At 68.1% G+C, this 24373-nt stretch carries 22 protein-coding genes and 1 pseudogene; 11 read left to right on the top strand and 12 right to left on the bottom strand.

All coding sequences use genetic code 11. The features are described 5' to 3' along the window. Positions 1 to 15: 15 nt before the first annotated feature. On the bottom strand, positions 16 to 3423 hold the full coding sequence (locus ACZZZQ_RS14570; RefSeq protein ID WP_463507825.1) for a pyruvate carboxylase: 3408 nt from the start codon (positions 3421 to 3423) through the stop codon (positions 16 to 18). A gap of 94 nt (positions 3424 to 3517) precedes the next feature. On the opposite strand from ACZZZQ_RS14570, the pseudogene ACZZZQ_RS14565 reads away from it, so the two are divergent. Then, positions 3518 to 4329 (top strand): annotated as a pseudogene (locus ACZZZQ_RS14565) (ParA family protein). Between the two features lie 93 nt (positions 4330 to 4422). On the opposite strand, the gene ACZZZQ_RS14560 reads toward ACZZZQ_RS14565, so the two are convergent. The 3 genes from ACZZZQ_RS14560 to ACZZZQ_RS14550 form a co-directional block, all read right to left on the bottom strand. After that, positions 4423 to 4968 carry a MerR family transcriptional regulator gene (locus ACZZZQ_RS14560; RefSeq protein WP_053096796.1) on the bottom strand — a complete coding sequence of 182 codons (546 nt, stop codon included), beginning with the start codon at positions 4966 to 4968 and terminating at the stop codon, positions 4423 to 4425. Between the two features lie 99 nt (positions 4969 to 5067). Then, entirely contained in the window at positions 5068 to 5754 is a 687-nt protein-coding gene (gene ftsR / locus ACZZZQ_RS14555; RefSeq protein ID WP_056278971.1) for a transcriptional regulator FtsR, read from the bottom strand. Beyond that, entirely contained in the window at positions 5754 to 6239 is a 486-nt protein-coding gene (locus ACZZZQ_RS14550; protein ID WP_150115087.1) for an FHA domain-containing protein, read from the bottom strand. The genes ftsR and ACZZZQ_RS14550 overlap by 1 nt, the downstream gene beginning before the upstream one ends. A 99-nt stretch (positions 6240 to 6338) precedes the next feature. On the opposite strand from ACZZZQ_RS14550, the gene ACZZZQ_RS14545 reads away from it, so the two are divergent. Together ACZZZQ_RS14545 and lpdA are read left to right on the top strand one after the other, a co-directional pair. Next, a complete protein-coding gene (locus ACZZZQ_RS14545) occupies positions 6339 to 6998 on the top strand; it encodes a copper resistance CopC family protein (RefSeq protein ID WP_463507824.1) in 660 nt (219 codons plus the stop codon). A gap of 9 nt (positions 6999 to 7007) precedes the next feature. After that, a complete protein-coding gene (gene lpdA, locus ACZZZQ_RS14540) occupies positions 7008 to 8405 on the top strand; it encodes a dihydrolipoyl dehydrogenase (RefSeq protein ID WP_053096802.1) in 1398 nt (465 codons plus the stop codon). Positions 8406 to 8461: 56 nt separating this feature from the next. Here lpdA and ACZZZQ_RS14535 read toward each other — a convergent pair whose 3' ends face one another. Genes ACZZZQ_RS14535 through ACZZZQ_RS14515 form a run of 5 tightly spaced genes read right to left on the bottom strand, consistent with a single transcriptional unit; the run spans position 8462 to position 11745 of the window. After that, a complete protein-coding gene (locus ACZZZQ_RS14535) occupies positions 8462 to 9181 on the bottom strand; it encodes a methyltransferase domain-containing protein (RefSeq protein ID WP_463507823.1) in 720 nt (239 codons plus the stop codon). Further along, positions 9178 to 10332, bottom strand: coding sequence for a type III polyketide synthase (locus tag ACZZZQ_RS14530; RefSeq protein ID WP_222839260.1), 1155 nt, complete (start codon positions 10330 to 10332; stop codon positions 9178 to 9180). The genes ACZZZQ_RS14535 and ACZZZQ_RS14530 overlap by 4 nt, the downstream gene beginning before the upstream one ends. A 54-nt stretch (positions 10333 to 10386) precedes the next feature. After that, positions 10387 to 11031, bottom strand: coding sequence for a CYTH domain-containing protein (locus ACZZZQ_RS14525; RefSeq protein ID WP_463507822.1), 645 nt, complete (start codon positions 11029 to 11031; stop codon positions 10387 to 10389). After that, positions 11024 to 11236, bottom strand: a complete 213-nt coding sequence (locus ACZZZQ_RS14520) for a hypothetical protein (protein ID WP_042538484.1) — start codon at positions 11234 to 11236, stop codon at positions 11024 to 11026. Before ACZZZQ_RS14520 ends, ACZZZQ_RS14525 begins: the two co-directional genes overlap by 8 nt. Positions 11237 to 11274: 38 nt before the next feature. Then, positions 11275 to 11745 carry a prepilin peptidase gene (locus ACZZZQ_RS14515; RefSeq protein WP_187249834.1) on the bottom strand — a complete coding sequence of 157 codons (471 nt, stop codon included), beginning with the start codon at positions 11743 to 11745 and terminating at the stop codon, positions 11275 to 11277. A 132-nt stretch (positions 11746 to 11877) separates the two neighbouring features. Here ACZZZQ_RS14515 and ACZZZQ_RS14510 point away from each other — a divergent pair, with 132 nt between their 5' ends. Genes ACZZZQ_RS14510 through ACZZZQ_RS14500 form a run of 3 tightly spaced genes read left to right on the top strand, consistent with a single transcriptional unit; the run spans position 11878 to position 17674 of the window. Beyond that, positions 11878 to 12675, top strand: coding sequence for a hypothetical protein (locus tag ACZZZQ_RS14510; protein ID WP_056278977.1), 798 nt, complete (start codon positions 11878 to 11880; stop codon positions 12673 to 12675). After that, positions 12672 to 14213 (top strand): DNA polymerase Y family protein, encoded by a 1542-nt coding sequence (locus tag ACZZZQ_RS14505; RefSeq protein ID WP_187249835.1) that lies wholly within the window; start codon positions 12672 to 12674, stop codon positions 14211 to 14213. The genes ACZZZQ_RS14510 and ACZZZQ_RS14505 overlap by 4 nt, the downstream gene beginning before the upstream one ends. Beyond that, positions 14213 to 17674: an error-prone DNA polymerase gene (locus tag ACZZZQ_RS14500; RefSeq protein WP_053096815.1), complete on the top strand. Its 3462-nt coding sequence runs from the start codon at positions 14213 to 14215 to the stop codon at positions 17672 to 17674. The genes ACZZZQ_RS14505 and ACZZZQ_RS14500 overlap by 1 nt, the downstream gene beginning before the upstream one ends. Positions 17675 to 17679: 5 nt before the next feature. Here ACZZZQ_RS14500 and ACZZZQ_RS14495 read toward each other — a convergent pair whose 3' ends face one another. Next, on the bottom strand, positions 17680 to 18069 hold the full coding sequence (locus ACZZZQ_RS14495) for a hypothetical protein (protein ID WP_053096818.1): 390 nt from the start codon (positions 18067 to 18069) through the stop codon (positions 17680 to 17682). A gap of 423 nt (positions 18070 to 18492) precedes the next feature. On the opposite strand from ACZZZQ_RS14495, the gene ACZZZQ_RS14490 reads away from it, so the two are divergent. Further along, positions 18493 to 19356, top strand: coding sequence for a DUF72 domain-containing protein (locus tag ACZZZQ_RS14490; protein ID WP_053096820.1), 864 nt, complete (start codon positions 18493 to 18495; stop codon positions 19354 to 19356). Between the two features lie 30 nt (positions 19357 to 19386). Here the strand turns inward: ACZZZQ_RS14490 and ACZZZQ_RS14485 are convergent, their stop codons facing one another. Beyond that, positions 19387 to 19989: a TetR/AcrR family transcriptional regulator gene (locus tag ACZZZQ_RS14485; RefSeq protein WP_463507821.1), complete on the bottom strand. Its 603-nt coding sequence runs from the start codon at positions 19987 to 19989 to the stop codon at positions 19387 to 19389. A 178-nt stretch (positions 19990 to 20167) separates the two neighbouring features. On the opposite strand from ACZZZQ_RS14485, the gene ACZZZQ_RS14480 reads away from it, so the two are divergent. From ACZZZQ_RS14480 to ACZZZQ_RS14465, 4 genes are all read left to right on the top strand, one after another. Beyond that, the gene (locus ACZZZQ_RS14480) at positions 20168 to 21406 is read left to right on the top strand and encodes an MFS transporter (RefSeq protein WP_187249836.1); all 1239 of its coding nucleotides are present in this window, start codon (positions 20168 to 20170) and stop codon (positions 21404 to 21406) included. After that, positions 21403 to 22992 carry an amidohydrolase gene (locus tag ACZZZQ_RS14475; RefSeq protein ID WP_463507820.1) on the top strand — a complete coding sequence of 530 codons (1590 nt, stop codon included), beginning with the start codon at positions 21403 to 21405 and terminating at the stop codon, positions 22990 to 22992. The genes ACZZZQ_RS14480 and ACZZZQ_RS14475 overlap by 4 nt, the downstream gene beginning before the upstream one ends. A 191-nt stretch (positions 22993 to 23183) precedes the next feature. Next, positions 23184 to 23468 (top strand): hypothetical protein, encoded by a 285-nt coding sequence (locus ACZZZQ_RS14470; RefSeq protein ID WP_232224452.1) that lies wholly within the window; start codon positions 23184 to 23186, stop codon positions 23466 to 23468. Positions 23469 to 23523: 55 nt separating this feature from the next. Then, on the top strand, positions 23524 to 23799 hold the full coding sequence (locus ACZZZQ_RS14465) for a hypothetical protein (protein WP_053096828.1): 276 nt from the start codon (positions 23524 to 23526) through the stop codon (positions 23797 to 23799). Positions 23800 to 23880: 81 nt separating this feature from the next. Here ACZZZQ_RS14465 and ACZZZQ_RS14460 read toward each other — a convergent pair whose 3' ends face one another. After that, positions 23881 to 24048, bottom strand: a complete 168-nt coding sequence (locus ACZZZQ_RS14460) for a hypothetical protein (protein ID WP_171821924.1) — start codon at positions 24046 to 24048, stop codon at positions 23881 to 23883. Positions 24049 to 24373: the final 325 nt, after the last annotated feature.

Below are 24373 nucleotides of genomic sequence, written 5' to 3'. Positions count from 1 at the left end.
CTCGCCCGCACAAGATTAGTGCGCCGGGCGGATCACGACCAAAAGATCGCCGGCCTCGACCTGTTGCGTCGCACCGATCGCGAGGCGCTCGACCACACCGTCGACGGGGGCCGTGATGGCGGCCTCCATCTTCATCGCCTCGATGGATGCGACCGGTTCACCGGCGCGCACCGAGTCACCGACTTCCGATTTGAGCGTCACGACGCCCGAGAACGGTGCGGCCACCTGACCGGGCACCGAGGTGTCGGCCTTCTCGATCTCGTGCACGTCCACTGCCACCGATCTGTCGCGCACGAACACCGGTCGCAGCTGACCGTTGAGCGTCGTCATGACGGTGCGCATGCCCTTGTCGTCCGCATCTCCGATGGCTTCGAGCCCCACGTACAGCTGGACGCCGCGATCGATCTCGACGACGTGCTCCTGCCCCTGGACGAGACCGTAGAGGTAGTCGGCCGTGTCGAGCACCGAGAGATCGCCGAACACGTCGCGTCGCTCGGTGAACTCGCGCATCGGCGCGGGGAACAGCAGCGTGTTCAGTCTCGCCCGACGGGTCGCACCGTCACCTGCGAGGGCCGCCTCATCGTCGGCCGAGATCTCCGTCATGCCTGTGCGCACGGAGCGTCCCGCCAGAACCTTCGTGCGGAAGGGCTCGGGCCATCCGCCCGGGAGGTCGCCGAGTTCACCCGCCATGAACCCGACGACGGAGTCGGGCACGTCGTACTTCTCGGGGTTCGCCTCGAAATCGGCGGGATCCGCCTTCACCGCTGCCAGGTGCAGCGCGAGATCGCCGACCACCTTCGACGAGGGGGTCACCTTGGGAACCCGGCCGAGGATCCGATCGGCGGCGGCGTACATGTCCTCGATCAGCTCGAAGTCCTCTGCGAGGCCGAGCGCCTTCGCCTGCTGACGCAGGTTCGACAGCTGACCGCCCGGGATCTCGTGGTGGTAGACCCGGCCTGTGGGGCCCGGAAGTCCGGATTCGAACGGCGCGTACATCCGACGGACCGCCTCCCAGTACGGCTCGAGGTTCGAGACGCTGTCGAGCGAGATGCCGCTGTCCCGATCCGTGTGCGCGAGCGCGGCGACGAGAGAAGAGAGCGAGGGCTGGCTGGTCGTGCCGGAAAGCGGAGCGGATGCCGCGTCGACCGCATCCACACCCGCCGCGCTGGCGGCGAGCAGGGTGGCGAGCTGTCCGCCGGGGGTGTCGTGCGTGTGCAGATGCACGGGCAGATCGAAGCGCTCGCGCAGCGCGGTGACGAGTTTCGCCGCCGCCGCAGGACGCAGGAGGCCCGCCATGTCCTTGATCGCCAGGATGTGCGCGCCGGCCCCGACGATCTGCTCGGCGAGATTCAGGTAGTAGTCGAGGGTGTACAGGTCCTCGGCCGGGTTCAGCAGGTCGCCGGTGTAGCAGAGCGCCACCTCGGCTATGGCCGTACCCGTGTTCCGCACCGCGTCGATCGCTGGGCGCATCTGCTCGATGTCGTTGAGGGCATCGAAGATCCGGAAGATGTCGACCCCGCTCGCCGCCGCCTCCTTCACGAACGCTTCGGTGACCGCCGTCGGGTAGGGCGTGTAGCCCACGGTGTTGCGTCCCCGGAGAAGCATCTGGATCGCGACGTTCGGAAGGGCGGCCCGCAGCTTGTCGAGACGCTCCCAGGGGTCTTCGCCCAGGAAGCGCAGAGCGACGTCGTAGGTGGCACCTCCCCAGGCCTCGACCGAGAACAGCTCCGGCGTCAGCCTGGCGATGTGCGGTGCGACCGCGACGAGATCCCTCGTGCGCACCCGGGTGGCCAGGAGCGACTGGTGCGCATCACGGAAGGTCGTGTCCGTGATGGCGAGGGCACTCTGCGCGCGGAGGCTCTTCGCGAAGCCCTCCGGTCCCAACTCGAGCAGGCGCTGCCGTGAACCGGATGCCGGGGTGGCGGACAGGTCCACGGCCGGAAGCTTGGCCCGCGGATCCAACGAGCCGGGGTGGATGCCGTGGGGCTTGTTGACCGTCACGTCCACCAGCCAGTTCAGGATCCGGGTACCGCGATCCTTCGACTCGCGTCCGCGCAGCAGGTCGGGACGCTCGTCGATGAAAGACGTGCTCACGTCGCCGGCGATGAACGCGTCATCCTCGAGCAGCGCCTGCAGGAACGGGATGTTCGTCGAGACGCCGCGGATGCGGAACTCCGCCAGCGCGCGCCGCGCGCGCGCCACCGCAGCAGGGTAGTCGCGACCACGGCAGGTCAGCTTCGCGAGCATCGAGTCGAAGTGCGGGCTGATCTGGGCGCCCTGATGGACGGTGCCGCCGTCGAGCCGGATCCCTGCGCCACCCGGTGAGCGGTATGTGGTGATCTTGCCGGTGTCCGGACGGAACCCCTGAGTGGGATCCTCCGTCGTGATGCGGCACTGCAGCGCAGCTCCCCGCACATGGAGATCCTTCTGCTCGAGACCGAGCTCCACGAGCGTCTGTCCCGCCGCGATGCGCATCTGACTCTGCACGAGATCGACGTCGGTCACCTCCTCGGTGACCGTGTGCTCGACCTGGATGCGCGGATTCATCTCGATGAAGACGACCTCGCCGGTGCGCTCCCCCGCGGTCTCGAGCAGGAACTCGACCGTTCCCGCGTTCTCGTATCCGATGGAACGGGCGAACGCGACGGCGTAGCCGTGCAGTGCGGTGCGGATGCCGTCGTCGAGGTTCGGTGCCGGGGCGATCTCCACCACCTTCTGGTGACGGCGCTGCACGGAGCAGTCCCGCTCGAAGAGGTGCACGGTCTCGCCCGTCTTGTCGGCGAGGATCTGCACTTCGATGTGCCGGGGACGAAGGACAGCCTGCTCGAGGAACATCCTCGGATCGCCGAACGCGCTGGCGGCCTCGCGCATGGCCTCTGCGAGTGCCGGAGCGAGCTCACCTGCGGACTCGACGCGTCGCATGCCGCGTCCGCCACCGCCGGCGACGGCCTTCGCGAACAGCGGGAAGCCGATCTCAGCGGCCTGGGCGACGAGTGCATCGATGTCATCGGACGCCTCCGTCGAACGGAGCACCGGAACGCCGGCCTCGATGGCATGGCGCTTGGCCTCCACCTTGTTGCCCGCCATCTCGAGGACCTTCGCAGGAGGCCCGATGAAGACGATGCCGTTGGCGGCGGCCTTCTCGGCCAGCTCCGGGTTCTCCGAGAGGAAGCCGTATCCGGGGTAGATCGCATCTGCTCCGGCATCCTTCGCGACGCGGATGATCTCATCGACGTCGAGATAGGCGCGCACCGGATGACCGCGTTCGCCGATCTCGTAGGCCTCGTCGGCCTTGAGCCGATGGACCGAACCACGGTCCTCGTGCGGGAACACCGCCACAGTCCTGGCCCCGACTTCGAAAGCCGCACGGAAGGCACGGATCGCGATCTCGCCGCGGTTCGCCACAAGGATCTTCTGGAACATGCACACCTCTGGGAGCTCAATACGCATCGGGATACGGCGCGCATGGGGCGGGGCTGAGTGTGCACCCAGCCTAGGGGAAGGTAACGTGGTGTTCGTGCACGTACTCAGCGTCAGCTCTCTCAAGGGAGGCGTCGGCAAGACGACCGTGACACTCGGCCTGGCCTCAGCAGCCTTCGCCCGTGGTGTCCGAACGCTCGTCGTCGACCTCGACCCACAGTCCGATGTGTCCACCGGGATGGACATCCAGGTGGCAGGTCGGCTCAACATCGCCGATGTCCTGGCGAACCCGAAGGAGAAGGTCGTCCGTCAGGCGATCACCTCGAGCGGCTGGGCGAAGGTGCACCCCGGGACCATCGACGTGCTGATCGGCAGTCCGTCCGCGATCAACTTCGACGGCCCGCACCCGAGCGTGCGCGACGTCTGGAAGCTCGAAGAGGCGCTCGCTGCCGTCGAGGCCGATTACGACCTCGTCCTCATCGACTGCGCCCCGTCGCTGAACGCCCTCACCCGCACCGCGTGGGCAGCAAGCGATCGGGTGATGGTCGTCACAGAGCCCGGGCTCTTCTCCGTGGCTGCGGCCGACCGCGCGCTGCGCGCGATCGAAGAGATCCGTCGCGGCCTCTCCCCCGACTGCAGCCTCTCGGCATCGTCGTGAACCGGGTGCGCCCCCAGTCGATCGAGCACCAGTTCCGCATCAAGGAGCTGCGCGACATGTTCGGTCCGCTCGTGCTCTCCCCCCAGCTTCCCGAGCGCACCTCGCTGCAGCAGGCTCAGGGAGCAGCCAAGCCGCTCCACATCTGGCCGGGCGACTCGGCCCAGGAGCTCGCTTCCGACTTCGATCAGCTGCTCGACCGGATCATCCGCACCGGCCGGATCCAGGTCGCCGACTCGGGCGTGCAGGCCTGACTCACCCCGGACAGCAGAACGGCCATCCTCTCGCGAGGGTGGCCGTTTCTTCGTGTCGCGCGACTCTGCTCGCGGGACTTCGGTGGCGAGTGCTCAGGCGGAACGCTTCGAGCGCCGTGCCGACAGCTCGTCGACCGGGTCGGGCACTGTCGCATCGAACTCGACGAGCGTCGACTCGACCTCGCGCAGGACCTTGCCCACAGCGATGCCGAACACTCCCTGACCGCGACTGACCAGGTCGATGACCTCGTCGTTCGAGGTGCACAGGTAGACGGAGGCTCCGTCGCTCATCAGCGTCGTTCCTGCGAGATCGCGGATGCCGGCGCGGCGGAGTTCATCGACCGCCGTGCGGATCTGCTGCAGCGAGATGCCGGTGTCGAGAAGGCTCTTCACGAGCTTGAGCACGAGGATGTCGCGGAAGCCGTAGAGACGCTGCGACCCGGAACCGCTGGCGCCGCGCACCGTGGGCTCCACCAGCTCGGTGCGAGCCCAGTAGTCCAGCTGGCGGTAGGTGATGCCGGCCGCCCGCGCCGCCACCGCACCGCGGTAGCCGACCTCGTCGTCCATCGCCGGCAGACCGTCGGTGAAGAGGAGTTCCGGCACGAACCGCGGGTCGCCTGCACGCTCATCCGCATTCATTTGAAATCCTCCCTGGAGCTGTTACCTCCACGCTAGAGCAGGCCTCCGGCACCGGCAATGACATCCGTGGGACACCGAAGGTGTGTCGCAATCAGTTCGTTACGAAAGCAACCTGGTGAGCGCGTCCTTGACGAAGAGCGAGCGCACCTCGTCGATCTTCGAGGCGAGGCTCGGCGCCATCTCACTCGCCTTCGCCCTCGACGCGGCGTCCGTACGACGCAGCAGAGAGGACATCGCAGACTCGATCAGCGCGACCTCTCGCTCGGCACCCTGCCTCAGCGAGCGCAGGTGGCGGGGCTCGATGCCGTGGCGATCGAGGGCGACCAGGCCGCGAAGCAGCGTGACGGTCGACTCGGGGTAGCTCTCCTGCGCGACGATCACGCCGGTGCTGATCGCGTCGTTGAGAAGCTGGGGACCCGCGCCTGCTGCCGACAGCAGCTCTCCTCGGCGGTAGCGCCGGGGAGTGGGCGCGATCGAGGGCGGCGGAGCCAGGGTCGCGGATTCACCGTTCGCCTCTGCCTCGTCGAGCTGCTCGCGGATGATGCTGAGCGGCAGGTAGTGGTCGCGCTGCAGCGTGAGACCGAGACGCAGTCGCTCGATGTCGGCCTGCGAGAACTTGCGGTAGCCGGACTCCGTGCGCGACGGGCTGACGATCCCCTGCACCTCGAGGAAACGGAGCTTGCTGGAGGTGAGCTCGGGAAACTCGGGCGTGAGCCGGGCCAGCACCTGCCCGATGCTCAGAAGGCCCGCGGACGCTGAGCGTTCGCGGGCGGGGGAAGCCGCCATCAGTCGATCGCCGCGACGCGATCGACGGGAGAGGCGAAGAAGTTCAACCGGAACTTGCCGACGCGAAGCTCGGTGCCGTCGACCAGCGGACTGCGGTCGACGCGCTCACCGTTCACATACGTGCCGTTGAGCGAACGCTGGTCGATGATCTCGAACGTCGATCCGTTGCGAGTCACTTCCGCATGGCGGCGCGAGACGGTCACGTCGTCGAAGAAGATGTCGGCTTCGGGGTGGCGGCCCACGGTCGTCACATCGGTGTCGAGAAGGTAGCGGGCCCCCGCAAGAGCTCCGGAGCGCACGAGAAGCAGTGCGGAACCGGAGGGAAGGGCCGCGATGGCGCCCTGCTCCACGTCGGTGAGCTCCACGCCGAAAGGCACGAAGGAGAGGTCCGAGTCATGCCCGAACGTCTGCGTCACGTCGTGCCTCTGCTCGCCGGGACGGTGGATCGCGGCGTCTCCGCCCGATCGATTCTGGCTGTCTGTCACTATGCCCTCCTAGTCCTCCAGACTAACTGATCGGACGGCGCTCGCGGGAGCTCGCGTCACTATCAGGCACCGCATACCGACACTTCATAGGCTGAGCACGTGAAAACCACAGCCCGTCGCCTCCCCGCAGCTCCGATCGCCCTTGCGGCCGCCCTCCTGACGGCATTCCTCGTGCTGTTCGCACCTCTCTCCGCCTCGGCCCACGACAGCCTGCTCGCCTCCTCCCCCGAGGCCGACAGCACGGTCGACACGCTTCCCACCGCATTGACGCTCACCTTCAGCGCGAAGCTCATCGATGAGACCGGCGCGACCGAGGTCGTCGTGACGGATCCGTCCGGCAACTCGGTCACCGACGGAACCGCCACGGTCGAGGGGGCGATCGTCACTCAGCCGCTCGCCGCCGAGGCCCCAGCCGGCGGCTATCACGTGATCTGGAAGGTCGTGTCGAGCGACGGCCATCCGACCTCGGGAGAGTTCGACTTCACGGTCACGAACAGCACGGAGGCCGCGCCCACCTCGGAGCCCAGCTCCGAGCCCACTGCCAGTGCCACCGCAGCACCCGAGCCGGCCGCGACCGCGGGCCCCGGGACGGACGCCACCCCGGCCCCCGAGAGCGACGACTCAGCGGCGCCGATGACGATGATCTGGGTGCTCTCGATCGTCGGCGTCCTCGTGATCGTCGGCATCGTCGTCTGGCTCGTCGTCCGCGGTCGCCGCGACCCGGCATCCGCCGATTCCGACCTCTCCTCGGAGCGATAGGCTTAAGGCATGCCACATTACGATGTCGTCATCCTCGGTGCAGGTCCTGGCGGATACGTCGCTGCGGTTCGCAGCGCGCAGCTCGGTCTGTCCACCGCCATCATCGAAGAGAAGTACTGGGGCGGTGTGTGCCTCAACGTGGGCTGCATCCCCTCCAAGGCTCTTCTGAAGAACGCGGAGCTCGCGCACACGCTCAACCACAAGGCCGACTTCTTCGGCATCTCGGGTGAGTTCACGATCGACTACGGCAAGGCGTTCGACCGCAGCCGGGTCGTCGCCGACGGTCGCGTCAAGGGCATCCACTTCCTGATGAAGAAGAACAAGGTGACCGAGTACGACGGTCGCGGCACCTTCACGGGCCCGAAGGCGATCTCGGTCGCGAAGTCCGACGGCTCGACCGAAGAGGTCACCTTCGACAACGCGATCATCGCGACGGGCTCGAAGGTCCGACTTCTTCCGGGCGTCCAGCTCAGCGACAACGTCGTGACGTACGAAGAGCAGATCCTCTCGCGCGAGCTGCCGAAGTCCATCGTCATCGTGGGCGCCGGCGCCATCGGCATGGAGTTCGCCTACGTGATGACGAACTACGGCGTCAAGGTCACCATCATCGAGTTCCTCGACCGTGCCCTCCCCAACGAGGATGCCGACGTGTCGAAGGAGATCGCCAAGCAGTACAAGAACTACGGCGTCGACATCCTGACCTCCACCAAGGTCGAGTCCGTCGTGGACAACGGCTCGTCCGTCACCGTCTCCTACACCGGCAAGGACGGTCAGCAGAGTTCGATCGAGGCCGACAAGGTGCTCATGTCGGTCGGCTTCGCCCCCAACATCGAGGGCTTCGGTCTCGAGGCCACCGGCGTGAAGCTCACCGAGCGCGGCGCGATCGACATCGACGACCACATGCGCACGAACGTCGAGGGCATCTACGCGATCGGCGATGTCACCGCCAAGCTGCAGCTCGCCCATGTGGCCGAGGCGCAGGGCGTCGTGGCCGCAGAGACTATCGGCGGCGCGGAGACCCAGACGCTGGGCGACTACCGCATGATGCCGCGCGCGACGTTCTGCTCGCCGCAGGTCGCCTCGTTCGGTCTCACCGAGCAGCAGGCGAAGGACGAGGGACGCGAGATCAAGGTCGCGACGTTCCCGTTCATGGCCAACGGCAAGGCGCACGGACTCGGCGAGCCCGTCGGGTTCGTCAAGCTGATCGCCGACGCCGAGCACCTCGAGCTCATCGGAGCCCACATGATCGGCCCCGACGTGTCGGAACTCCTGCCCGAGCTGACGCTGGCCCAGAAGTGGGACCTCACGGCCCTCGAGCTGGCTCGCAACGTTCACACGCACCCGACGCTCTCGGAGGCGCTGCAGGAGGGCTTCCACGGCCTCGCAGGTCACATGATCAACTTCTGATCACCGCGATCGACTCGAAGGCCCGGCACGCTCACACGTGGCCGGGCCTTCGTGCGTCATGAGACCGCGTCGGTGCGCCTGCGCAGCTCCAGCCGCGAGGGGAGTCCGAAGTGCACGGTCCATCCGGACGGCACGAGCGCGGCGAGTTCTCCCCTCGTGTACGAGCGACGGATGCTGATGAGGCCGTCCTCTCGGATGAACGAGCCCCGGAACAGCGCGCCCGCGAGGATCCACGTCGCGACGTCGTACAGCACGTAGGCGAGTCGAGTGCGGGCGATGTCGCGGTGCACCACGACACCGCCGCTGCCGACGAGCGCCTCGGAGTCCCGCAGCAGGCCGTCGAGCTCCGCCCCGGTGAGGTGGTGCAGCACGTGATTCGAGAAGACCACGTCGAACTGCTCGCCCTCCGCCACGAGGTCTGACGAGAAGGCGCAGCGATATGCGATGCCGGCTCCTCCATCGTGCTCCGCCGCCCAGCGGATCGCCCGCTCGTCGGCGTCCAGCGCCGTGATCTCCACCTCGAGACCCGCTCGCCGCGCTCGCGCCGCGATCATCCGGCATACGTCTCCGCCACCCGCGCCGATGTCGAGGATGCGGATCGGGCCGCGGCGGGCGCGCGGCAGGATGTCCTGGCGATAGAGCAGTCGGGGTCGGGAGACGAGCGCGTTCACGAGACGAAAGCGCCGGTAGGTGCGCTCCAGCATCCCGATGTCCGCATGCGGGTCGTCCATGAGCTCGCGCGCCTCGGTGGCGCGTGTCGAGAGGTCGTGTCTCACGAGATGCCGGTGGTGACCGTCATCAGTGCGCTCTCGGCGGTCAGCCCAGGGCCGAAGGCCATCGCGGCGACGCGCGACCCGTCCCTCGCGCCGTCGTCGAGGATCCGCTTGATGACGAAGAGCACAGTGGCGCTCGACATGTTGCCGTTCTCGCGCAGCGTCTCCCGGGCCGGGAAGAGCTGATCGTCGCTGAGATTCAGTCGCTCCTGCACGCGGTCGAGGATGCTGCGTCCACCGGGGTGGATGGCCCAGTGCTCCACCCGCTCCCCCACGCGCCCCTCGTCGAACGCGGCTGCGAGCTCGCCCTCACGCGCGTACAGCGGACGGATCGCGCCGATGATGGTCTCCCCGATGATCTGCGGCACCTTCGTCGACAGGATCATCTCGAAGCCGTGGTCGCCGATGGTCCAGGCCATGTCCTTCTCGCCCTCCGCGGCTATCGCCGTGTGGAAGCCGTCGAGACGCACCGCAGGAACAGGAGTGGCGAGGTCGCGTGCGGTGACGATGCCGGCAGCCGCCCCGTCGGCGAAGAGCGAGTTGGCGACGATGAGATCCGGGTCCTCCGACGAGCGAAGGTGCACGGTGCACAGCTCGACGCTGACCACGAGCACCACGGCCGTGGGGTCGGCTGCGCAGAACTGGCTCGCCGCACGGAGCGCCGGCAGCGAGGCGTAGCAGCCCATGAATCCGAGGTGATAGCGCTGCACGCTGTCGGACAGCCCCAGCCCGCGCACGATCTCGTACTCGGGGCCCGGCGCGTGGAAGCCCGTGCAGGATGCGGTGATGACGTGCGTGACGTCTGCGGCGACGATGTCGGGGTCTGCATCCAAGGCGCTGCGCGCCACCTCCACGAAGAGACGCGACGCCTCGCGCGTATAGAGGTCGTTGCGGGCTGCGGTGCCCGGCGACTGCAGGCGGCCCGTCTCACGGTCGAAGAACATCTTGTCGTCCGTGCCGGCCGCGGGCGAGAGCTCTCGGATGACGGTGTGGCGGGTGTCGATGCCCGAGCCGTTGAACGACGCCCCGATGATCCGCTGGGCGAGGCGTCCGACATCGGGCTGCGAGGCGAAGATGTCGCGTACCTCGTGCTGCTCGATGACGGTGTCGGGAACGATCGTCCGCAATGAGCGGAGCACGGCAGCGCGGGTCATGTCTGTCACTCAAGCATGATCGCGCGCCAGCACGGAAGGGGCTTGCATCGGGCGTCAGAAACCCAGAGCACGCGCGAGCTTCGAGCCGGATGACGCGTCGCGACCCCCGGCATCGGAGATGACCCGCTCCACGGCATCGAAGAGGGCTGCTCGCCCCGCCGCATCGGCAGGCGCGGCGGGGCCGAGCTCGAACTCCCACTCCCGCCATTCCCGCTGCACGTGGTGTCGGAGATCGGTCGCGCGAACGCGGTCATCGACGAACTCGGCGACGACTCCGGCCGTCCCGGTGAGCAGGTACGCCGTGCGGGTGTTCTCGATCCGCGCGAGGGGTGTGAGCGGCGCCGTCGCCCATCGCGAGATGGTCTCGGTCACGGCATCCGGGATGCTGTCGTCTTCGCCCAGGGGCCAGCCGATCTCGAGGCGACCGTCACCTTCTCGCGGTCCCTTGATGTGCCATCCGGCATCGGGGCCGCCGGTGCGGCGACGAAGGGCTACCCCTGCACGGGAGAGCCGAGCATCGACGGTGTCGAAGTAGCGAGCGTCGAGCTCGCGCACCTCTCCGGACGACACGGCATCCACTCCGGGGATCCCCACCCACACCGGAAGGGGCGTGGAGTCATCGACGTCGTACTTGCGCTCGACCTCGACGACCCTGGAGGGCTCGGAGCCAGACGGCGACTCGCTGGGGTGCTCAGTCATCCGACGGGCTGATGTCCTCGAGGGATTCGTCGTACCAGTAGTCGATCTCGGTGGGACCGTCGGTGTCGCCGGTGTTCTGCGCGTCACCGCGCCGGTTGTACACCACCTGGGTCTCGCTGTAGGGGACGATCAGCTTGTCGTCCGCGTCGCCGAGAGGAATGATCTGCCCGTCGAGCGGGCCGCCGTGAAGTCGTGCGAGTGCCATGTCCTCACCCTATCGCCGACGGCACCCTGCACGGCGCCTCACTCCATCAGGATGCCGAGGAGCGCGCCGATGATCATCCACGGTCCGAAGGCGATCCGCGTGGAGCCGTCCGCCCTGCGGAGCATCATCAGCGAGAGGGAGAACACGGCGCCGAGCACGAAGGCGGATGCTGCTCCCACGGCGAGCGCCTGCCAGCTGTGCCATCCGAGGACCAGACCGATGACGGCGGCGAGCTTGACATCGCCTCCGCCCATGCCGTCCCGGCTGAGCAGACGGAGCGTCGCGTAGAAGCCGCCGAGGATCAGCAACCCGGATACGGCCCTGATCAACGGGGCGCTCTGGCCGACCGTGATGGCGTCGACGACTCCGAGGACGATGAGCGCCGCGAGGGTGGGGAGCACGATCCGGTTCGGCAGCCGATGCGTGCGGATGTCGACGGCGACGAGTCGGCAGGCGATCGCGAACAGGGCCAGATGAACGGTCACGACGGCCACAGTACGGAGATCCATGCCCGCAGGTTAGGAGAACTCGGACGGCGGCGATGACCGCGTGTGGATAACGTCACGCCGCGATGTCGGAGGTTCGAACTATCGTCATCTACTCCAGTTGCTTTATTAGTACATATCTTCGAGGATGGATTCATGGGGATCGGGCTCGATGCGGTGACCGCGCTCTCTCCGGCTGGCGACTCCCGCGCCGGAGAGGTTCTTCGGCTGCGCCGGGAGATCAGCCGCATGCAGCGCAGACGCAGCGAGCACCCGCTCCTCCCTCTCGATCCGGCCTTCTCCTCGCTGCTCCCCGAAGAGGGGCTGCAGACGGGGGCGACGTACACCGTCTCTCCCTCCCCCAGTCTCGTCCTCGCACTGCTCGCCGCGGCCTCGGGCAAGGGCCACTGGTGCGCGGTCGTGGGCATGCCCACACTGGGTGTCGAAGCCGCAGCGGCGTTCGGAATCGCGCTTCCTCGCCTGATCCTCGTCCCCGAACCAGGAGACCGCTGGCTCGCCGTGGCCTCTGCGCTCGCCGAGGTGGTTCCGCTGATCGCCGTGCAGCCCGGAGGGAGGGCCCGCGATGCGGATGTGTCCCGACTGAGCGCACGGCTGCGAGACCGCGGGAGCACCCTGCTCGTCACCGAGTCCGCGGAGTCCGGCGCCTGGCCGCAGAGCGAGGGGTCCATCCGGCTGCACGACCAGCACTGGCTCGGCATCGGCGAGGGGTGGGGGCTCATCGAAGGCTCCACGGCGACGGTGTCGGCGCGGACGAGGCACAGTCCGCTGACGTCGAGCGTACGCGTGCGTCTTCCCGGCTCCCACGGCGCAGTGGAAGAGCTGCCGGCGGAGCACGTCGCCACCGAGACCATGGCCGAGATCACAGGGCTGACCGGCCTGCGCGGCGGCGAGGCCGCTCCGCTCGAGTACCCGCGTCTGGCGGTGGCCGGATGACCGCCGCTCCACTTCGCGTCCTCGTCCTGTGGCTTCCCGATTGGCCGCTGAGAGCAGCTCTCGGCGGCCCACCGCCTCATCCGCCGACCGCTCTGGTGCATGCGAACACCGTCGTGGCGTGCACCGCATCGGCGAGGGAGCACGGCGTGCGCGCCGGCCAACGTCGCCGCGTCGCTCAGGGCCATATCTCGTCACTGCGCGTGATGCCCCACGACCCCGCCCGCGACGAGAGAGCGTTCCTCCCCGTGCTGCAGCTCATCGAGAAGCACGCGCCCGGTGCGGCACTGCTGCGTCCAGGGCTGGCGGCGGTGCGGGCACGGGGCATCGCGCGCTATCACGACGGCGAGGCCGAGGCGGGGCGTGCCCTGATCGACATCCTCACCGACGCCGGGTTCCCCGAGGTGCGCGTGGGCATCGCCGACGGCCCCTTCACCGCCGAGCTCGCCGCGCGAGGGAGCGCACCGTGCACCGTCGTACCTGCAGGCCTCGCGAAGGACTTCCTCGCCCCACTCCCGGTGAACGTTCTGAGAGACGAGCAGCTCACCGGTCTGCTCGTCCGGCTCGGTGTGCGCACGCTCGGCGACTTCGCGGCCCTCGACGAGATAGAGGTGCGCGATCGCTTCGGCGAGCGCGGCGCGCGTCTGCACGCCCTCGCCGCCGGCGCCGATTCCCGCGCGGTGGTGGCACGACCTCCTGACCCCGAGCTCGTTCGCTCCATCGAGTTCGACTCGCCACTCGCCGGAGCCGATCAGGTGGCCTTCGCCGTGCGGCAGACGGCCGATGCGGTCATGCTCGCCCTCGGTGAGGCCTCGGTGGTGTGCACCGAGGTCCGCATCGACCTCACCGACGACGACGGCAAGGTGTTCTCGCGCCCCTGGCTGCATCCCACCTGCTTCGATGCCGCTGATCTCGTCGACCGGGTGCGCTGGCAGCTCGAAGCACTGGGAGCCGAATCCGCGAAGGAGCCGGTCGATGAGGCTCGTGCCTTCGGCGGAATCTCTCTGGTGCGGATCGTCCCCGTGGCGGTCGACGATGCCGCCCATCACCAGCCCGGCCTCTTCGGGTCCGGCACTGATGAACGCCTGCATCACGCCATCTCGCGCGTGCAGACGATGCTCGGCCACGAGGGCGTCGTCACCGCTGCCCTCTCCGGCGGGCGCTGGCTCGCCGATCGTCAGGTGCTCACTCCGTGGGGCGAACGCGCCGTCGCCCCCAGAGACCCAGCGCAGCCCTGGCCGGGGAGCCTTCCCGACCCTCTCCCCGCCGAGGTGTTCCGCCCTCCTCGCCCCATCGGAGTGCTCTCCCCTGACGGCGAGACAGTCCTCGTCGACGAACGGGGTGCGCTCTCGGCGGCGCCCGCTCGCATCGACGGCGACGACGTTCAGGCGTGGGCCGGTCCGTGGCCGATCCATGAACGCCGATGGGAGGACTCCGGCGGCAAGAGAGGGCACCGCCTGCAGATCGTCGACGATCATGATCGGGCCTGGCTCGTCTTCTGCACCGGAGGCCGGTGGTGGGCTGAGGGGAGGTACCGCTGATGGGCTGGCACAACCCTCCCCTGTCCTGGAACGAGCTGGAGCGCACTCTCAGCGGCGAGGAATCGCCCTACCCGACGGGAGGCATCCCGCCCGGCAGCCGACCCGACCCCGGCCCCGTCAGCACCAAGCGCACACGGAACCCACCGACGTCCGTCAGCAGGCCAGAGGACGCCGTCCCGTACGCCGAGCTGCATGCGCATTCGTCCTATTCCTTCCTCGACGGCGCCTCCTCACCGGAGGACCTGCTCGCCGAGGCCGAGCGTCTCGGACTCACTGCACTGGCGCTCACCGACCACGACGGCTTCTACGGTGCTGCCCGCTTCGCCGAGGTCGCAGAGCTGATGGATGTGAGCGTCCAGACCGTGTTCGGCGCAGAGCTCTCGCTCGGCCTCGACGCACCGCAGCGGGGCGCCCCCGATCCCGTCGGCGACCATCTGCTGGTGCTCGCCGACGGGCTGGAGGGCTACCACCGTCTCTCCGGCGCGATGACGGCCGCCCACCTGCGCGGTGGCGAGAAGGGGCGCCCCGTCTACGACCTCGAGGAGCTGGCAGCCGCCTCAGACGGGCACTGGACGATCCTCACCGGATGCCGGAAGGGCGGGGTCCGCCGTGGCCTAGAGGCGGGAGATGCTCAGACGCCGCTGCGCCGACTGGTGGATCTGTTCGGCCAGGATCACGTCGCCGTCGAGCTCTTTGACCACGGCGACCCGCTGGACACACGACGCAACGACGCTCTCGCCGATCTCGCCAGACGGATGCGACTGCCGGTGGTGGCGACGAACAACGTGCACTATGCAGCGCCCGAGCGTGCATCACTGGCCGAAGCGGTCGCCGCCGTGCGCGCCGTGCGCAGCATGGACGAGCTCGACGGGTGGCTTCCGACTCACGGAGGAGCGCATCTGCGCAGCGGCGCGGAGATGGCAGCGCGCTTCCGGCGCCACCCCGGTGCGATCTCCTACGGCCTCGAACTCGCCGCAGCGTCGGCCTTCTCCCTCCGCCGTGCACGACCTGCCCTCCCGAAGCAGGAGGTCCCTGACGGACACACGCCGATGAGCTGGCTGCGCCACCTGGTGTGGGAGGCCGTGCCGACGAAGTATCCGCGCCTGGATGCCGACGGCCGTCGCAGGATCGGACGCGAGCTCGATGTGATCGAGGAGAAGGACTTCCCCGGCTACTTCCTCATCGTGCACGGCATCGTCGCCGAGGCGCGCCGTCGCGGCATCCTGTGCCAGGGGCGCGGCTCGGCCGCGGCGAGCGCCGTCTGCTATCTGCTCGGCATCACCGCCGTCGACCCGATCCTCTACCGTCTGCCCTTCGAGCGCTTCCTCGCGACGACCCGACAGGAAGAACCGGACATCGATGTCGATTTCGACTCGGATCGCCGCGAGGAGATCATCCAGTGGGTGTACCGCGAGTACGGACGCGAACGTGCGGCACAGGTGGCGAACGTCATCCAGTACCGCCCGAAGAACGCGGTGCGCGACATGGCGAGAGCTCTCGGCTACTCCCCGGGACAGCAGGATGCCTGGTCCCGGCAGGTCGATGGGTGGAGCGCCGGGCTCGAGGTGGCCGACGAGCACGACATCCCGGCGAACGTGCTCGACTACGCGGGCGAACTGCTGAAGGCTCCCCGGCATCTCGGCATCCACTCCGGCGGCATGGTGCTCACCGCGCGCCCTGTCGGCGAGGTCGTTCCCGTCGAGCATGCACGCATGGAGAACCGCACGGTGATCCAGTGGGACAAAGACGACGCGGCCTGGATGGGGCTGGTGAAGTTCGATCTCCTCGGGCTCGGGATGCTGGCTGCGCTCCAGCACTGCTTCGACCTGATCCACGACGCCACGGGTGAGCGGTGGACGCTCGAGACCCTTCCGAAAGAAGAGCCGGCCGTCTACGACATGCTCTGCCGCGCCGACTCGATCGGGGTGTTCCAGGTCGAATCCCGTGCGCAGATCGGCCTTCTCCCCCGCCTGCAGCCTCGGGCCTTCTACGACCTCGCCATCCAGATCGCGCTGATCCGCCCCGGGCCCATCCAGGGCGGGGCCGTGCATCCCTTCGTCCGCCGCAAGATGGCGAAGGATGCGCTCGACGAGGAGAATCTCGCCAGAGCCGCCCGTGGCGAAGAGCCCGTGGTGCTCGAGATCCCGTATCCGCACGATGACCTCAAGCCGATCCTCGAGCGGACACTGGGCATCCCGATCTTCCAGGAGCAGCTGATCCAGATGGCGACGGCCATCGGCGACTGCACCGCCGACGAGGCCGATCTGCTCAGACGCGCGATGGGGTCCAAGCGCGGGCTCGAGAAGATCGACAAGGTGCGAGACAAGCTCTACGCGGGGATGACCAGACGCGGACTCTCCGCCGAGCAGTCGGATCGCATCTACGCGCAGATCCAGGCCTTCGCGAACTTCGGATTCGCAGAGTCCCACTCGTTGTCCTTCGCGCTCCTGGTCTATGCGAGCTCCTGGCTCAAGCTGCACTATCCCGCGGCGTTCCTCGCGGGACTCCTCCGGTCGCAGCCGATGGGCTTCTACTCCGCGTCGACACTCACCGCGGATGCACGACGACACGGGGTCGAGGTGCGTCGACCCGATCTGCACGCCTCGGGGGCCACCGAGACTCTCGAACCCCTCGAGGGCTCACCGCTGCGGATGCCGACGGGGCGGGACACCTGCAGCGACCCTCTGCAGCCCCGGGTGCCGCGCTTCGATCGCTCCTCACCGGACGAGTCGGCGGCACACCGTCGAGATGGCGCCTATGCGGTGCGCATGGGTCTCAGCGGTGTGCGCGGCATCGGCACTCAACTGGCGGAGAAGATCGTCGCCGAGCGCGAGGCAGCCGGACCTTTCCGCGATCTGAACGATCTGGTGAGGCGCACGGATGCCACCGCTGCGCAGCTGGAGTCCCTGGCGACCGCCGGCGCGTTCGAGTGCCTCGGCCTCCAGCGCAGAGAGGCGATCTGGCTGTCCGGGGCAGCCGCTGAAGACCGATCCCGGTTCCTTCCCGGCACGACGATCGCCGTGCAACCGCCGCTGTTCAGCGATCAGTCCAGCTATGAGCGGCTCTCCGCAGATCTCTGGGCGACCGGCGTCTCGACCGACGACCATCCGATGGCGCATTTCCGCGGGCTCCTGCGCGAACGGGGCGTGCTCACCTCAGCAGATCTGCAGAGCCACGAGACGGGGCGACGCATCGAGGTCGCCGGTCTTGTGACCCACCGTCAACGTCCGGCGACCGCAGCCGGTGTCACCTTCCTCAACCTCGAGGATGAGACCGGTCTCGTCAACGTCATCTGCTCGACTGGGGTGTGGGGTCGTTACCACCGGGTGGCGCGCGATTCTCCTGCGCTGATCATCCGCGGCATCCTCGAGCGTTCAGCGGAGGGCGTCGTGAACGTCCTCGCCGACGCGTTCGAAGATCTCCGAACGGGGGTGACGCATCGTTCGAGGGACTTCCGGTGAGCGGCTCACCAGAAGCGTTCGGGCTCGGGCTCGGGGACGCGGTCTCCGCCGCCCCAGCGATCGGCTTCAGCCTTCGCGGCGTCGACCGCCGCATCCGCCCCGTTCAGAGCAGCCCTGGCGCTCGTCGCCCCTGATCCGTCTCTGTCGGCGTCGACGGTGAGAGTCGTCTGCGAGGAGTGGCCGCCGATGGTCACGGTGCAGTCGACGACACGGCCGAGCCACCGGAGGAACTCACCCCGCGGCTCTTCGACACGGCGATACCGGATGCCCGTGTCGAGGTCTCTGACCGACAGGATCAGCGACTCTCCGGTCAGCTCGTCGATGCGCTCCGTCACCTCGACGCGGTGCCCGTGGGCGATGGCGAGGTGCGCGTTCAGCACGAGCTTTCTGTCCATGAACCCACTCTATGAGTGCACGTTCTCGCGGCAAGCCCCAGTCTTGGAAGAAACATTCGTAGATTTCTTTGTCCCCCAAATGGCGGACAGAGCTATTAAGCGATATTCTGCAAGGAGTAGCGGGGGCTACCGGCTGAACATCTGGGGATATCAGTCGAGAGAGCAGCGAAAATCTTCGCCGCCTCCCCTACCGTCCGGGAAGGACGGTGAGCCCTCTCGAGTGATCCAAATGGGGTTGGACGACTCGAGAGGGCAACCAGTCCTCGCACCACGCGCGATCCTCGTCTTCTCGCACAGCCGAGCGAGAGAGCACGCCGCTACCACGTGGCCCCCGGGCGTCAACCCCGCTCCCCATCTGCGGCATCGCACCTATCGTCGCCTCACGCCGCCCGAATCACGGCGGCAGCGGAGGAGGATCAGTCGATGACCGCCGCACGCGCTGCGCAGGTGAGGATAGGCGTGTCGGGCTGGCGGTACGCCAGCTGGCGCGGTGACTTCTATCCCCGGGGTCTGCCTCAACGCCGGGAGCTCGAGCACATCGGACAGCACTTCCCCACCGTCGAGCTCAACGGATCGTTCTACTCGCTGCAACGCCCGGATAGCTACCGTCGCTGGCGCAGCGAGGTGCCTGACGACTTCAGCTTCGCCATAAAGGGATCCCGCTATGTGACGCACATGCTGCGGCTCCGCGACACGGAACAGGCACTCGCCAACTTCTTCGCCTCCGGCATCCTCGCCCTCGGAACCCAACTCGGACCGATCCTCTGGCAGCTGCCGGAGCGTGAGAAGTTCGACGCCGAAGTCCTGGAACGATTCCTCGATTCACTCCCCCGCACGACGGGCGATGCTCAGAAGCTGGCGATGACGCACGACTCGCGTCTCGACGGACGAGCCTGGACGGAGCTGGAGAGCGACCAGCCGATCCGTTACGCGATCGAGCCGAGGTCGCAGACATTCGACGATCCTGAGGCACTGCGCATCCTCAGTCACCACGGCGCTTCGCTCGTCATCGCCGACACCGCCGGCAGATGGCCGCGTTTCGACGCCCTGACGAGCGAGGTCGTATATGTCCGGCTTCATGGCGCACAGATGCTCTATCACAGCGCCTACACCGCCGCCGAGCTCGACGAATGGGCCGACCTGCTCTGCGCCTGGTCGGACGGCACGGGCGCCGGCGACGGCCGACCGCGCGACGTGTACGTCTACTTCGACAACGACGCGCGCGGGCACGCACCGCACGATGCGGCAGCGCTCCAGGCGCTCGTCACCGCACGCACCGGATCCTGACCAGTCACCGCCGCTCCACCGGTTCCCGGGTCATCGGCTGAGCCGAGCACGGAGCGAATCGACCAGCAACCCGACGCCGAGTTCGAAGGTCCGATCCGCGCGGGCTGTCCCGCGCTCCGCGCCCTCCATCACGCGCCCGAGCGTCCGCGTCCCCTCCCCGGGCTCCCAGACCTCGTCCGGCGATGCCAGATCGAGGCCGAAGCCGATCGCGAATGCATCGATGATCGCGATCACCGTGAGCACCTCGTCCTCGGGGAAACCGCCGTCGACGAGAGCGGTCGCCAGGTCGTCGTAGGCGGCGATGACCGCCGGATGGGTGATCGTCTTGCCGATCAGCAGCGGTACGAGCTGCGGGTGATCGGCATACATCTGGCGCTGCTGTCTGAGCAGATCGACCAGGAAGTCGTCCCACTGCTTCTCCTCGGGCCTCACCCGGTAGTCCTCGACCAGACGGCCGCGCATCAGCTCGATGATGCCGTCCATGCCGTCGACATGGTTGTACAGCGAAGAGGGCCGGACACCGAGCCTGCGCGCGATCGCGTTCACCCCGAACGGCTCTCCGGCCCTCGACAGCGCGAGGCCTGCCGCGCCGATGATGTCGGGGGACAGCAGGGGGCTCGACGGCCTGGGCATCGCATCCTCGCTCTCTGTGACGGGCGACGAAGAAATCTCTTCCCTCCGGCATCCCTCCTGTGCATAATAGTGAACACCATTCGTTGACGAACACCATTCGTTTATGAGATCCGCGCCCCACCCGATGCGCGTCGTCATCACCTCGCGCACACCGCCGTGCCCTCTCAGTGGGAGAACCATGACCGCCATCGACCTCAGCACCCGGGTTCCGCTCCGGTTGCCCACCGCCACCGCCACGTTCGCGATCGGAATCGCCGGCTACCTGGGCGTGAACCTGTCGCCCTACATGATCACCGCCGCTCAGACGGGTCTCGGCATGGACGTGCTCGCGGCCAGCTGGCTCGTCACCGCGACTCTTCTGCTCACAGCTGTCACCGGGCTGGCCATCGCCCCGCTCTGCGCCGGGAGTCACCGGCGGGTCGTAGCCAGAACCGGACTCGCCATCGCCGCGGTCGGCTTCGCCACCGCCGCTGCGGTCCCCGCTCTCATCCTTCCGGGGCTGCTCGTCGGCGGTGCGGGAGCCGGTGGGGCCGTCGCCGCCTCGGGCGCCGCTCTCGCCGCGTTCCGCAACCCCGATAGGGTCGCCGGATTCAACGGTCTCGCGAATCGCGGTGTGATCACGATCGTGCTGGCCGTGATCCCCCTCATCGGGCTCGCCCCGATCGATGTCTTCGGGGCGCTGGCACTCTTCAGCATCGTGGGCCTGCTCGTCTCGGCCTGGTTGCCCGCGGCGCCCGTGCTCGACCCGCAGGCCGGCGCCGCGGTCGCCGAGGCGATGCCGATCGACGTGCCGCCGACCGGCACGGTGCGGCTGTCCCCCGCGCGCTCGCGCACCGTCACAATCGCCGGATTCGGCCTTCTCGTCGTGTTCGCGCTGTGGGCGGCGAGTGAGGACTCGCTCTGGGCCATGGCAGGCATCATGGGTGCCGAGCAGACCGGGCTGACCCCCGAAGGCCTGGGCCTCGCGCTCAGCGGCGCGACGGCGGGCGGCTTGATCGGATCTGTGCTGCTCATGGTCGTCGGATCTCGGCTCGGACGAGCACTGCCGCTCGCGGTGCTGCTGGTGGCCGGAGGCGTCCTGAAGATCGTCGAGGGGTTCACCTCAGATCCGACCGCGTTCATCATCGTGTTCATCGCGTGGAACACCGTCTACGCGATCGCCTTCATGTACTTCGTCTCGACCTCGGCCGCCCTCGATGCCGACGGCCGCTGGTCGGGCCCCCTCCTGGCCGTCTACCTCGTCGGCTCGGCACTCACACCGGTGATCGGTGCGGCATTGGTCGGCGTGCTCGGCTTCGAGGGATTCGCCGTCGCACTGGGTATCGCCAGCTTCGTTCTCGCCGTGCCCGCAAGCGCGATCGCCCTGCTCTCGACACGCCTCGAGCGTGCCGCCGCCCACGAGGAGACGCTCCGATGACCCGCACCCTGTATCGCAACGCCCGGTTCTTCACGGCCGACGACACCGCCTGGGCCGACGCGGTCGTCGTCGACGGCGCGGAGTTCGTCTTCGTGGGGACCGAATCCGACGCCCCGCCCTCGGACTCGGTGGTCGATCTCGAGGGACGAGTCGTCCTTCCCGGCTTCATCGACGCTCACACGCACCTGCTCATGATGGGCGAGGCGCTCGGTCAGATCGGTCTCACCGATGCCGGGTCGCTCGACGAGATCCAGCGCAGAGTGACAGCGGCACGCGAGACCTCTCCCGGCGTCGTCCGAGGACGCGGATGGCTCTTCGATGCGATCCCCGGCGGCGCGCCGACGGCGGCGATGATCGACGCCGTCGTCGCTGACGTCCCCGTCTACCTCGATGCGAACGACTACCACTCGTGCTGGGTGAACTCCGCGGCGCTCGGCGAGCTCGGCATCACCCGCGACACCCCTGACCCGATCGGCGGTCGGATCGAGAGGGATGCCGACGGCGAGCCGACCGGGATGCTCTACGAGACGGCCGCGCAGCAGTTCGCGTGGGCGCACCGCGATGCCACCACCACCGACGAGCAGCGGGATGCCGCGGTGCAGCGCGTCGTCGAGGCGTACCTCGCGGCCGGTGTGACCGGCGCCGTCGACATGGCGTTCGACGCGCTCGCGCTCGAAGCGCTCGAGCGCGCGGAACGACGTGGCGCGCTGCCGGTGCGGATCGCCGCCCACTGGTTCGTCGCCAACACGGGTGACGATGCCCAGAACCTGGCTCAGGTCGCCGAGGCGGCCGAGCGTGCCGTCGCCGACTCCGGCACCGTTCGCGTGATCGGGATCAAGCTCGTGCTCGACGGCACGATCGACGCGTGCACGGCGGCGATGCGCGCACCATATGCGGATGGCTCCCACGCCGCGCCGATCTGGCCCGCTGATCGGCTGCTCCCCGTGGTGGCGGCCGCGGATGCCGCCGGACTGCAGGTCGCGCTGCATGCCATCGGCGACGAGGCGAGCACTCTCGCGCTGGATGCCATCGAGCACGCCATCACCGTCAATGGCGATCGCCCCCGTCGCCACCGGATCGAGCATCTCGAGTACGCGGCACCCGGCACGGCCGAGCGCATGGCACGGCTCGGCGTGACGGCCTCCATGCAGCCGGTTCACGCCGACCCCGCCATCTTCGCCAATTGGTCAGCACAGCTGGGCGACGATCGTGCGGATCGGGCCTTCGCGTGGCCCGAGTATGAGGATGCCGGTGCGCTGCTCGCCTTCTCGACCGACGCCCCCACCGCACCGCACGCGGCGCTCGCGAACATGTACGTAGCCACAACGCGGGCGTCAGCTCTCGACCCGGATGTGCCGGCGGTGCATCCGCAGTTCGCTCTTCCCCTCGAACGCGCGGTCGTGCATGCGACTCGTGACGCTGCGGTCTCGATCGGCGATGGCGACTGGCGGGGCCGGATCGCGGTGGGCCAGGTCGCAGACTTCGCCGTGCTCGACGTCGATCCGTTCTCGGAGGGCAGCGCGTCGCTGCTCACAGCGCGAGTCCTGCGCACCGTGATCGCCGGGCAGACCGCGTACGAAGGCTGAGGGGCGCTGTCCGCCGCCTCCCCTCGCGGCTCACTTGAGCGATATACCGGTTAGTTCTTATAATTCTGGTGAACTCTGGCGGGCAGAGGGCGCCCGTCGACCAGGCGGTGGTGTCTTCCCGCCCGGGCGCGGAGCGCTCCCTCTGTCAGCCGATGGTGACAACGACTGATTGGAGTGTTGAGATGTCCGCGATGCCCGATCCGAGGTTCGAGCTCCGAAGGGTCACGGAGACCGAGTGGCTGATCGTCGACCACAGGTACGAGCCGCACGATGCGCGCCAGACTGTCGCCTGCATCTATCAGGTCGACGCCGTCGAGGTCGATGTGCTCTGGCTGCGCAACCTTCCCCTGGCGAGCTCGTACATGTCGGCGGAAGAGGTGCTCAGCGACCTGCAGCGGTTCCACAACCCGCCGAGCCGATCGACGTCGCCGGTCACGATCCCGCACCTTCCTCCGCTCGCGACGACGGTCAGTTGATGCGCTGCGCGGAGCGGTACGTCGAATCCCAAGGGCCGCGCCATAGGCTGGCCTGATGCTCATCGCTCTGATTCGTCCCATCGAGACCAGCACTGCAGACGTCATCGGCACGACGCTGGCCGAGGTGCTCGTCGAGCTCGAACAGCACCGCAAGCCGGGCTTCTATCTGACGTCGGCGCCCGTGCGGATGCTGAAGGGCGAAGCGAAGATGGAGGCGACGGGCACGTTCACCCGCGTCGACGGCGTGCGCGAGATCGAGGCCGACGACATGGCGTCGCTCGAGGCGAAGGTGCCCGAGGGGTGGCGCATGCTGACGGTGCGCACGGCCTAGGTTCGGCACCCCGGCCGACGACGAAGACCCCCACAGGACTCAGTGCCGGTGGGGGTCTCCTCTGTGTGGACGTCGTCGGGGTCAGCCGCCGGACGGGTTCTCGAGGGGCGCACCGTCTTCGTCGGTGGTCTCGTCCTCGATGATCTCGTCGGTGCTCTTCGACGACGACTCGTCGGGCGCACCGCCCGAGGCGGTGTCCGCCTCTTCGTCGCCACCGGGAGTTCCGTGCGTGTTCTGCAGATCGCTCATTGCATCTCCTCTGTCGGTTGAGGCGACGGTATGCGGTCGACCGCGCACACGAGGAGGGGGTTGACGCGAGGAGGAATCGGACGGAAGGACGACGGATCGCACAGCGGAGGGACTCTCTCTCCGGATCACGAGTGATCATGTGAAGGAAGAGTCCCTCGACCGGAGCGGCCCCGCCGGGGTCCCCAGACCGTGGTCGGGGCAGGCTCTCGAGCGAAGGATACGCCTGATAGGAGCCACGTCACATGGCGTGGTGGACGACGGCGTGCGGGCGTACGCTCTTCTGCACGAAACGCGACTGGGCCTCGGCATCTCGATGCCGCCGCAC

The sequence above is a fragment of the Microbacterium sp. AC132 genome (assembly GCF_979258525.1).
This window is presented reverse-complemented; position numbering and strand designations above follow the sequence as displayed.

What these genes read in the sequence shown, in the direction of transcription:
- ACZZZQ_RS14495 (WP_053096818.1), bottom strand. Translation starts at nt 18,069, where the DNA reads ATGGACAGAAAGCTCGTGCTGAACGCGCACCTCGCCATCGCCCACGGG.
- ACZZZQ_RS14500 (WP_053096815.1), top strand. Translation starts at nt 14,213, where the DNA reads ATGGGCTGGCACAACCCTCCCCTGTCCTGGAACGAGCTGGAGCGCACT.
- ACZZZQ_RS14475 (WP_463507820.1), top strand. Translation starts at nt 21,403, where the DNA reads ATGACCCGCACCCTGTATCGCAACGCCCGGTTCTTCACGGCCGACGAC.
- lpdA (WP_053096802.1), top strand. Translation starts at nt 7,008, where the DNA reads ATGCCACATTACGATGTCGTCATCCTCGGTGCAGGTCCTGGCGGATAC.
- ACZZZQ_RS14465 (WP_053096828.1), top strand. Translation starts at nt 23,524, where the DNA reads ATGCTCATCGCTCTGATTCGTCCCATCGAGACCAGCACTGCAGACGTC.
- ACZZZQ_RS14510 (WP_056278977.1), top strand. Translation starts at nt 11,878, where the DNA reads ATGGGGATCGGGCTCGATGCGGTGACCGCGCTCTCTCCGGCTGGCGAC.
- ACZZZQ_RS14570 (WP_463507825.1), bottom strand. Translation starts at nt 3,423, where the DNA reads ATGTTCCAGAAGATCCTTGTGGCGAACCGCGGCGAGATCGCGATCCGT.
- ACZZZQ_RS14520 (WP_042538484.1), bottom strand. Translation starts at nt 11,236, where the DNA reads ATGGCACTCGCACGACTTCACGGCGGCCCGCTCGACGGGCAGATCATT.
- ACZZZQ_RS14480 (WP_187249836.1), top strand. Translation starts at nt 20,168, where the DNA reads ATGACCGCCATCGACCTCAGCACCCGGGTTCCGCTCCGGTTGCCCACC.
- ACZZZQ_RS14560 (WP_053096796.1), bottom strand. Translation starts at nt 4,968, where the DNA reads ATGAATGCGGATGAGCGTGCAGGCGACCCGCGGTTCGTGCCGGAACTC.
- ACZZZQ_RS14485 (WP_463507821.1), bottom strand. Translation starts at nt 19,989, where the DNA reads ATGCCCAGGCCGTCGAGCCCCCTGCTGTCCCCCGACATCATCGGCGCG.
- ACZZZQ_RS14490 (WP_053096820.1), top strand. Translation starts at nt 18,493, where the DNA reads ATGACCGCCGCACGCGCTGCGCAGGTGAGGATAGGCGTGTCGGGCTGG.
- ACZZZQ_RS14530 (WP_222839260.1), bottom strand. Translation starts at nt 10,332, where the DNA reads ATGACCCGCGCTGCCGTGCTCCGCTCATTGCGGACGATCGTTCCCGAC.
- ACZZZQ_RS14460 (WP_171821924.1), bottom strand. Translation starts at nt 24,048, where the DNA reads ATGAGCGATCTGCAGAACACGCACGGAACTCCCGGTGGCGACGAAGAG.
- ACZZZQ_RS14505 (WP_187249835.1), top strand. Translation starts at nt 12,672, where the DNA reads ATGACCGCCGCTCCACTTCGCGTCCTCGTCCTGTGGCTTCCCGATTGG.
- ACZZZQ_RS14515 (WP_187249834.1), bottom strand. Translation starts at nt 11,745, where the DNA reads ATGGATCTCCGTACTGTGGCCGTCGTGACCGTTCATCTGGCCCTGTTC.
- ACZZZQ_RS14470 (WP_232224452.1), top strand. Translation starts at nt 23,184, where the DNA reads ATGCCCGATCCGAGGTTCGAGCTCCGAAGGGTCACGGAGACCGAGTGG.
- ftsR (WP_056278971.1), bottom strand. Translation starts at nt 5,754, where the DNA reads ATGGCGGCTTCCCCCGCCCGCGAACGCTCAGCGTCCGCGGGCCTTCTG.
- ACZZZQ_RS14525 (WP_463507822.1), bottom strand. Translation starts at nt 11,031, where the DNA reads ATGACTGAGCACCCCAGCGAGTCGCCGTCTGGCTCCGAGCCCTCCAGG.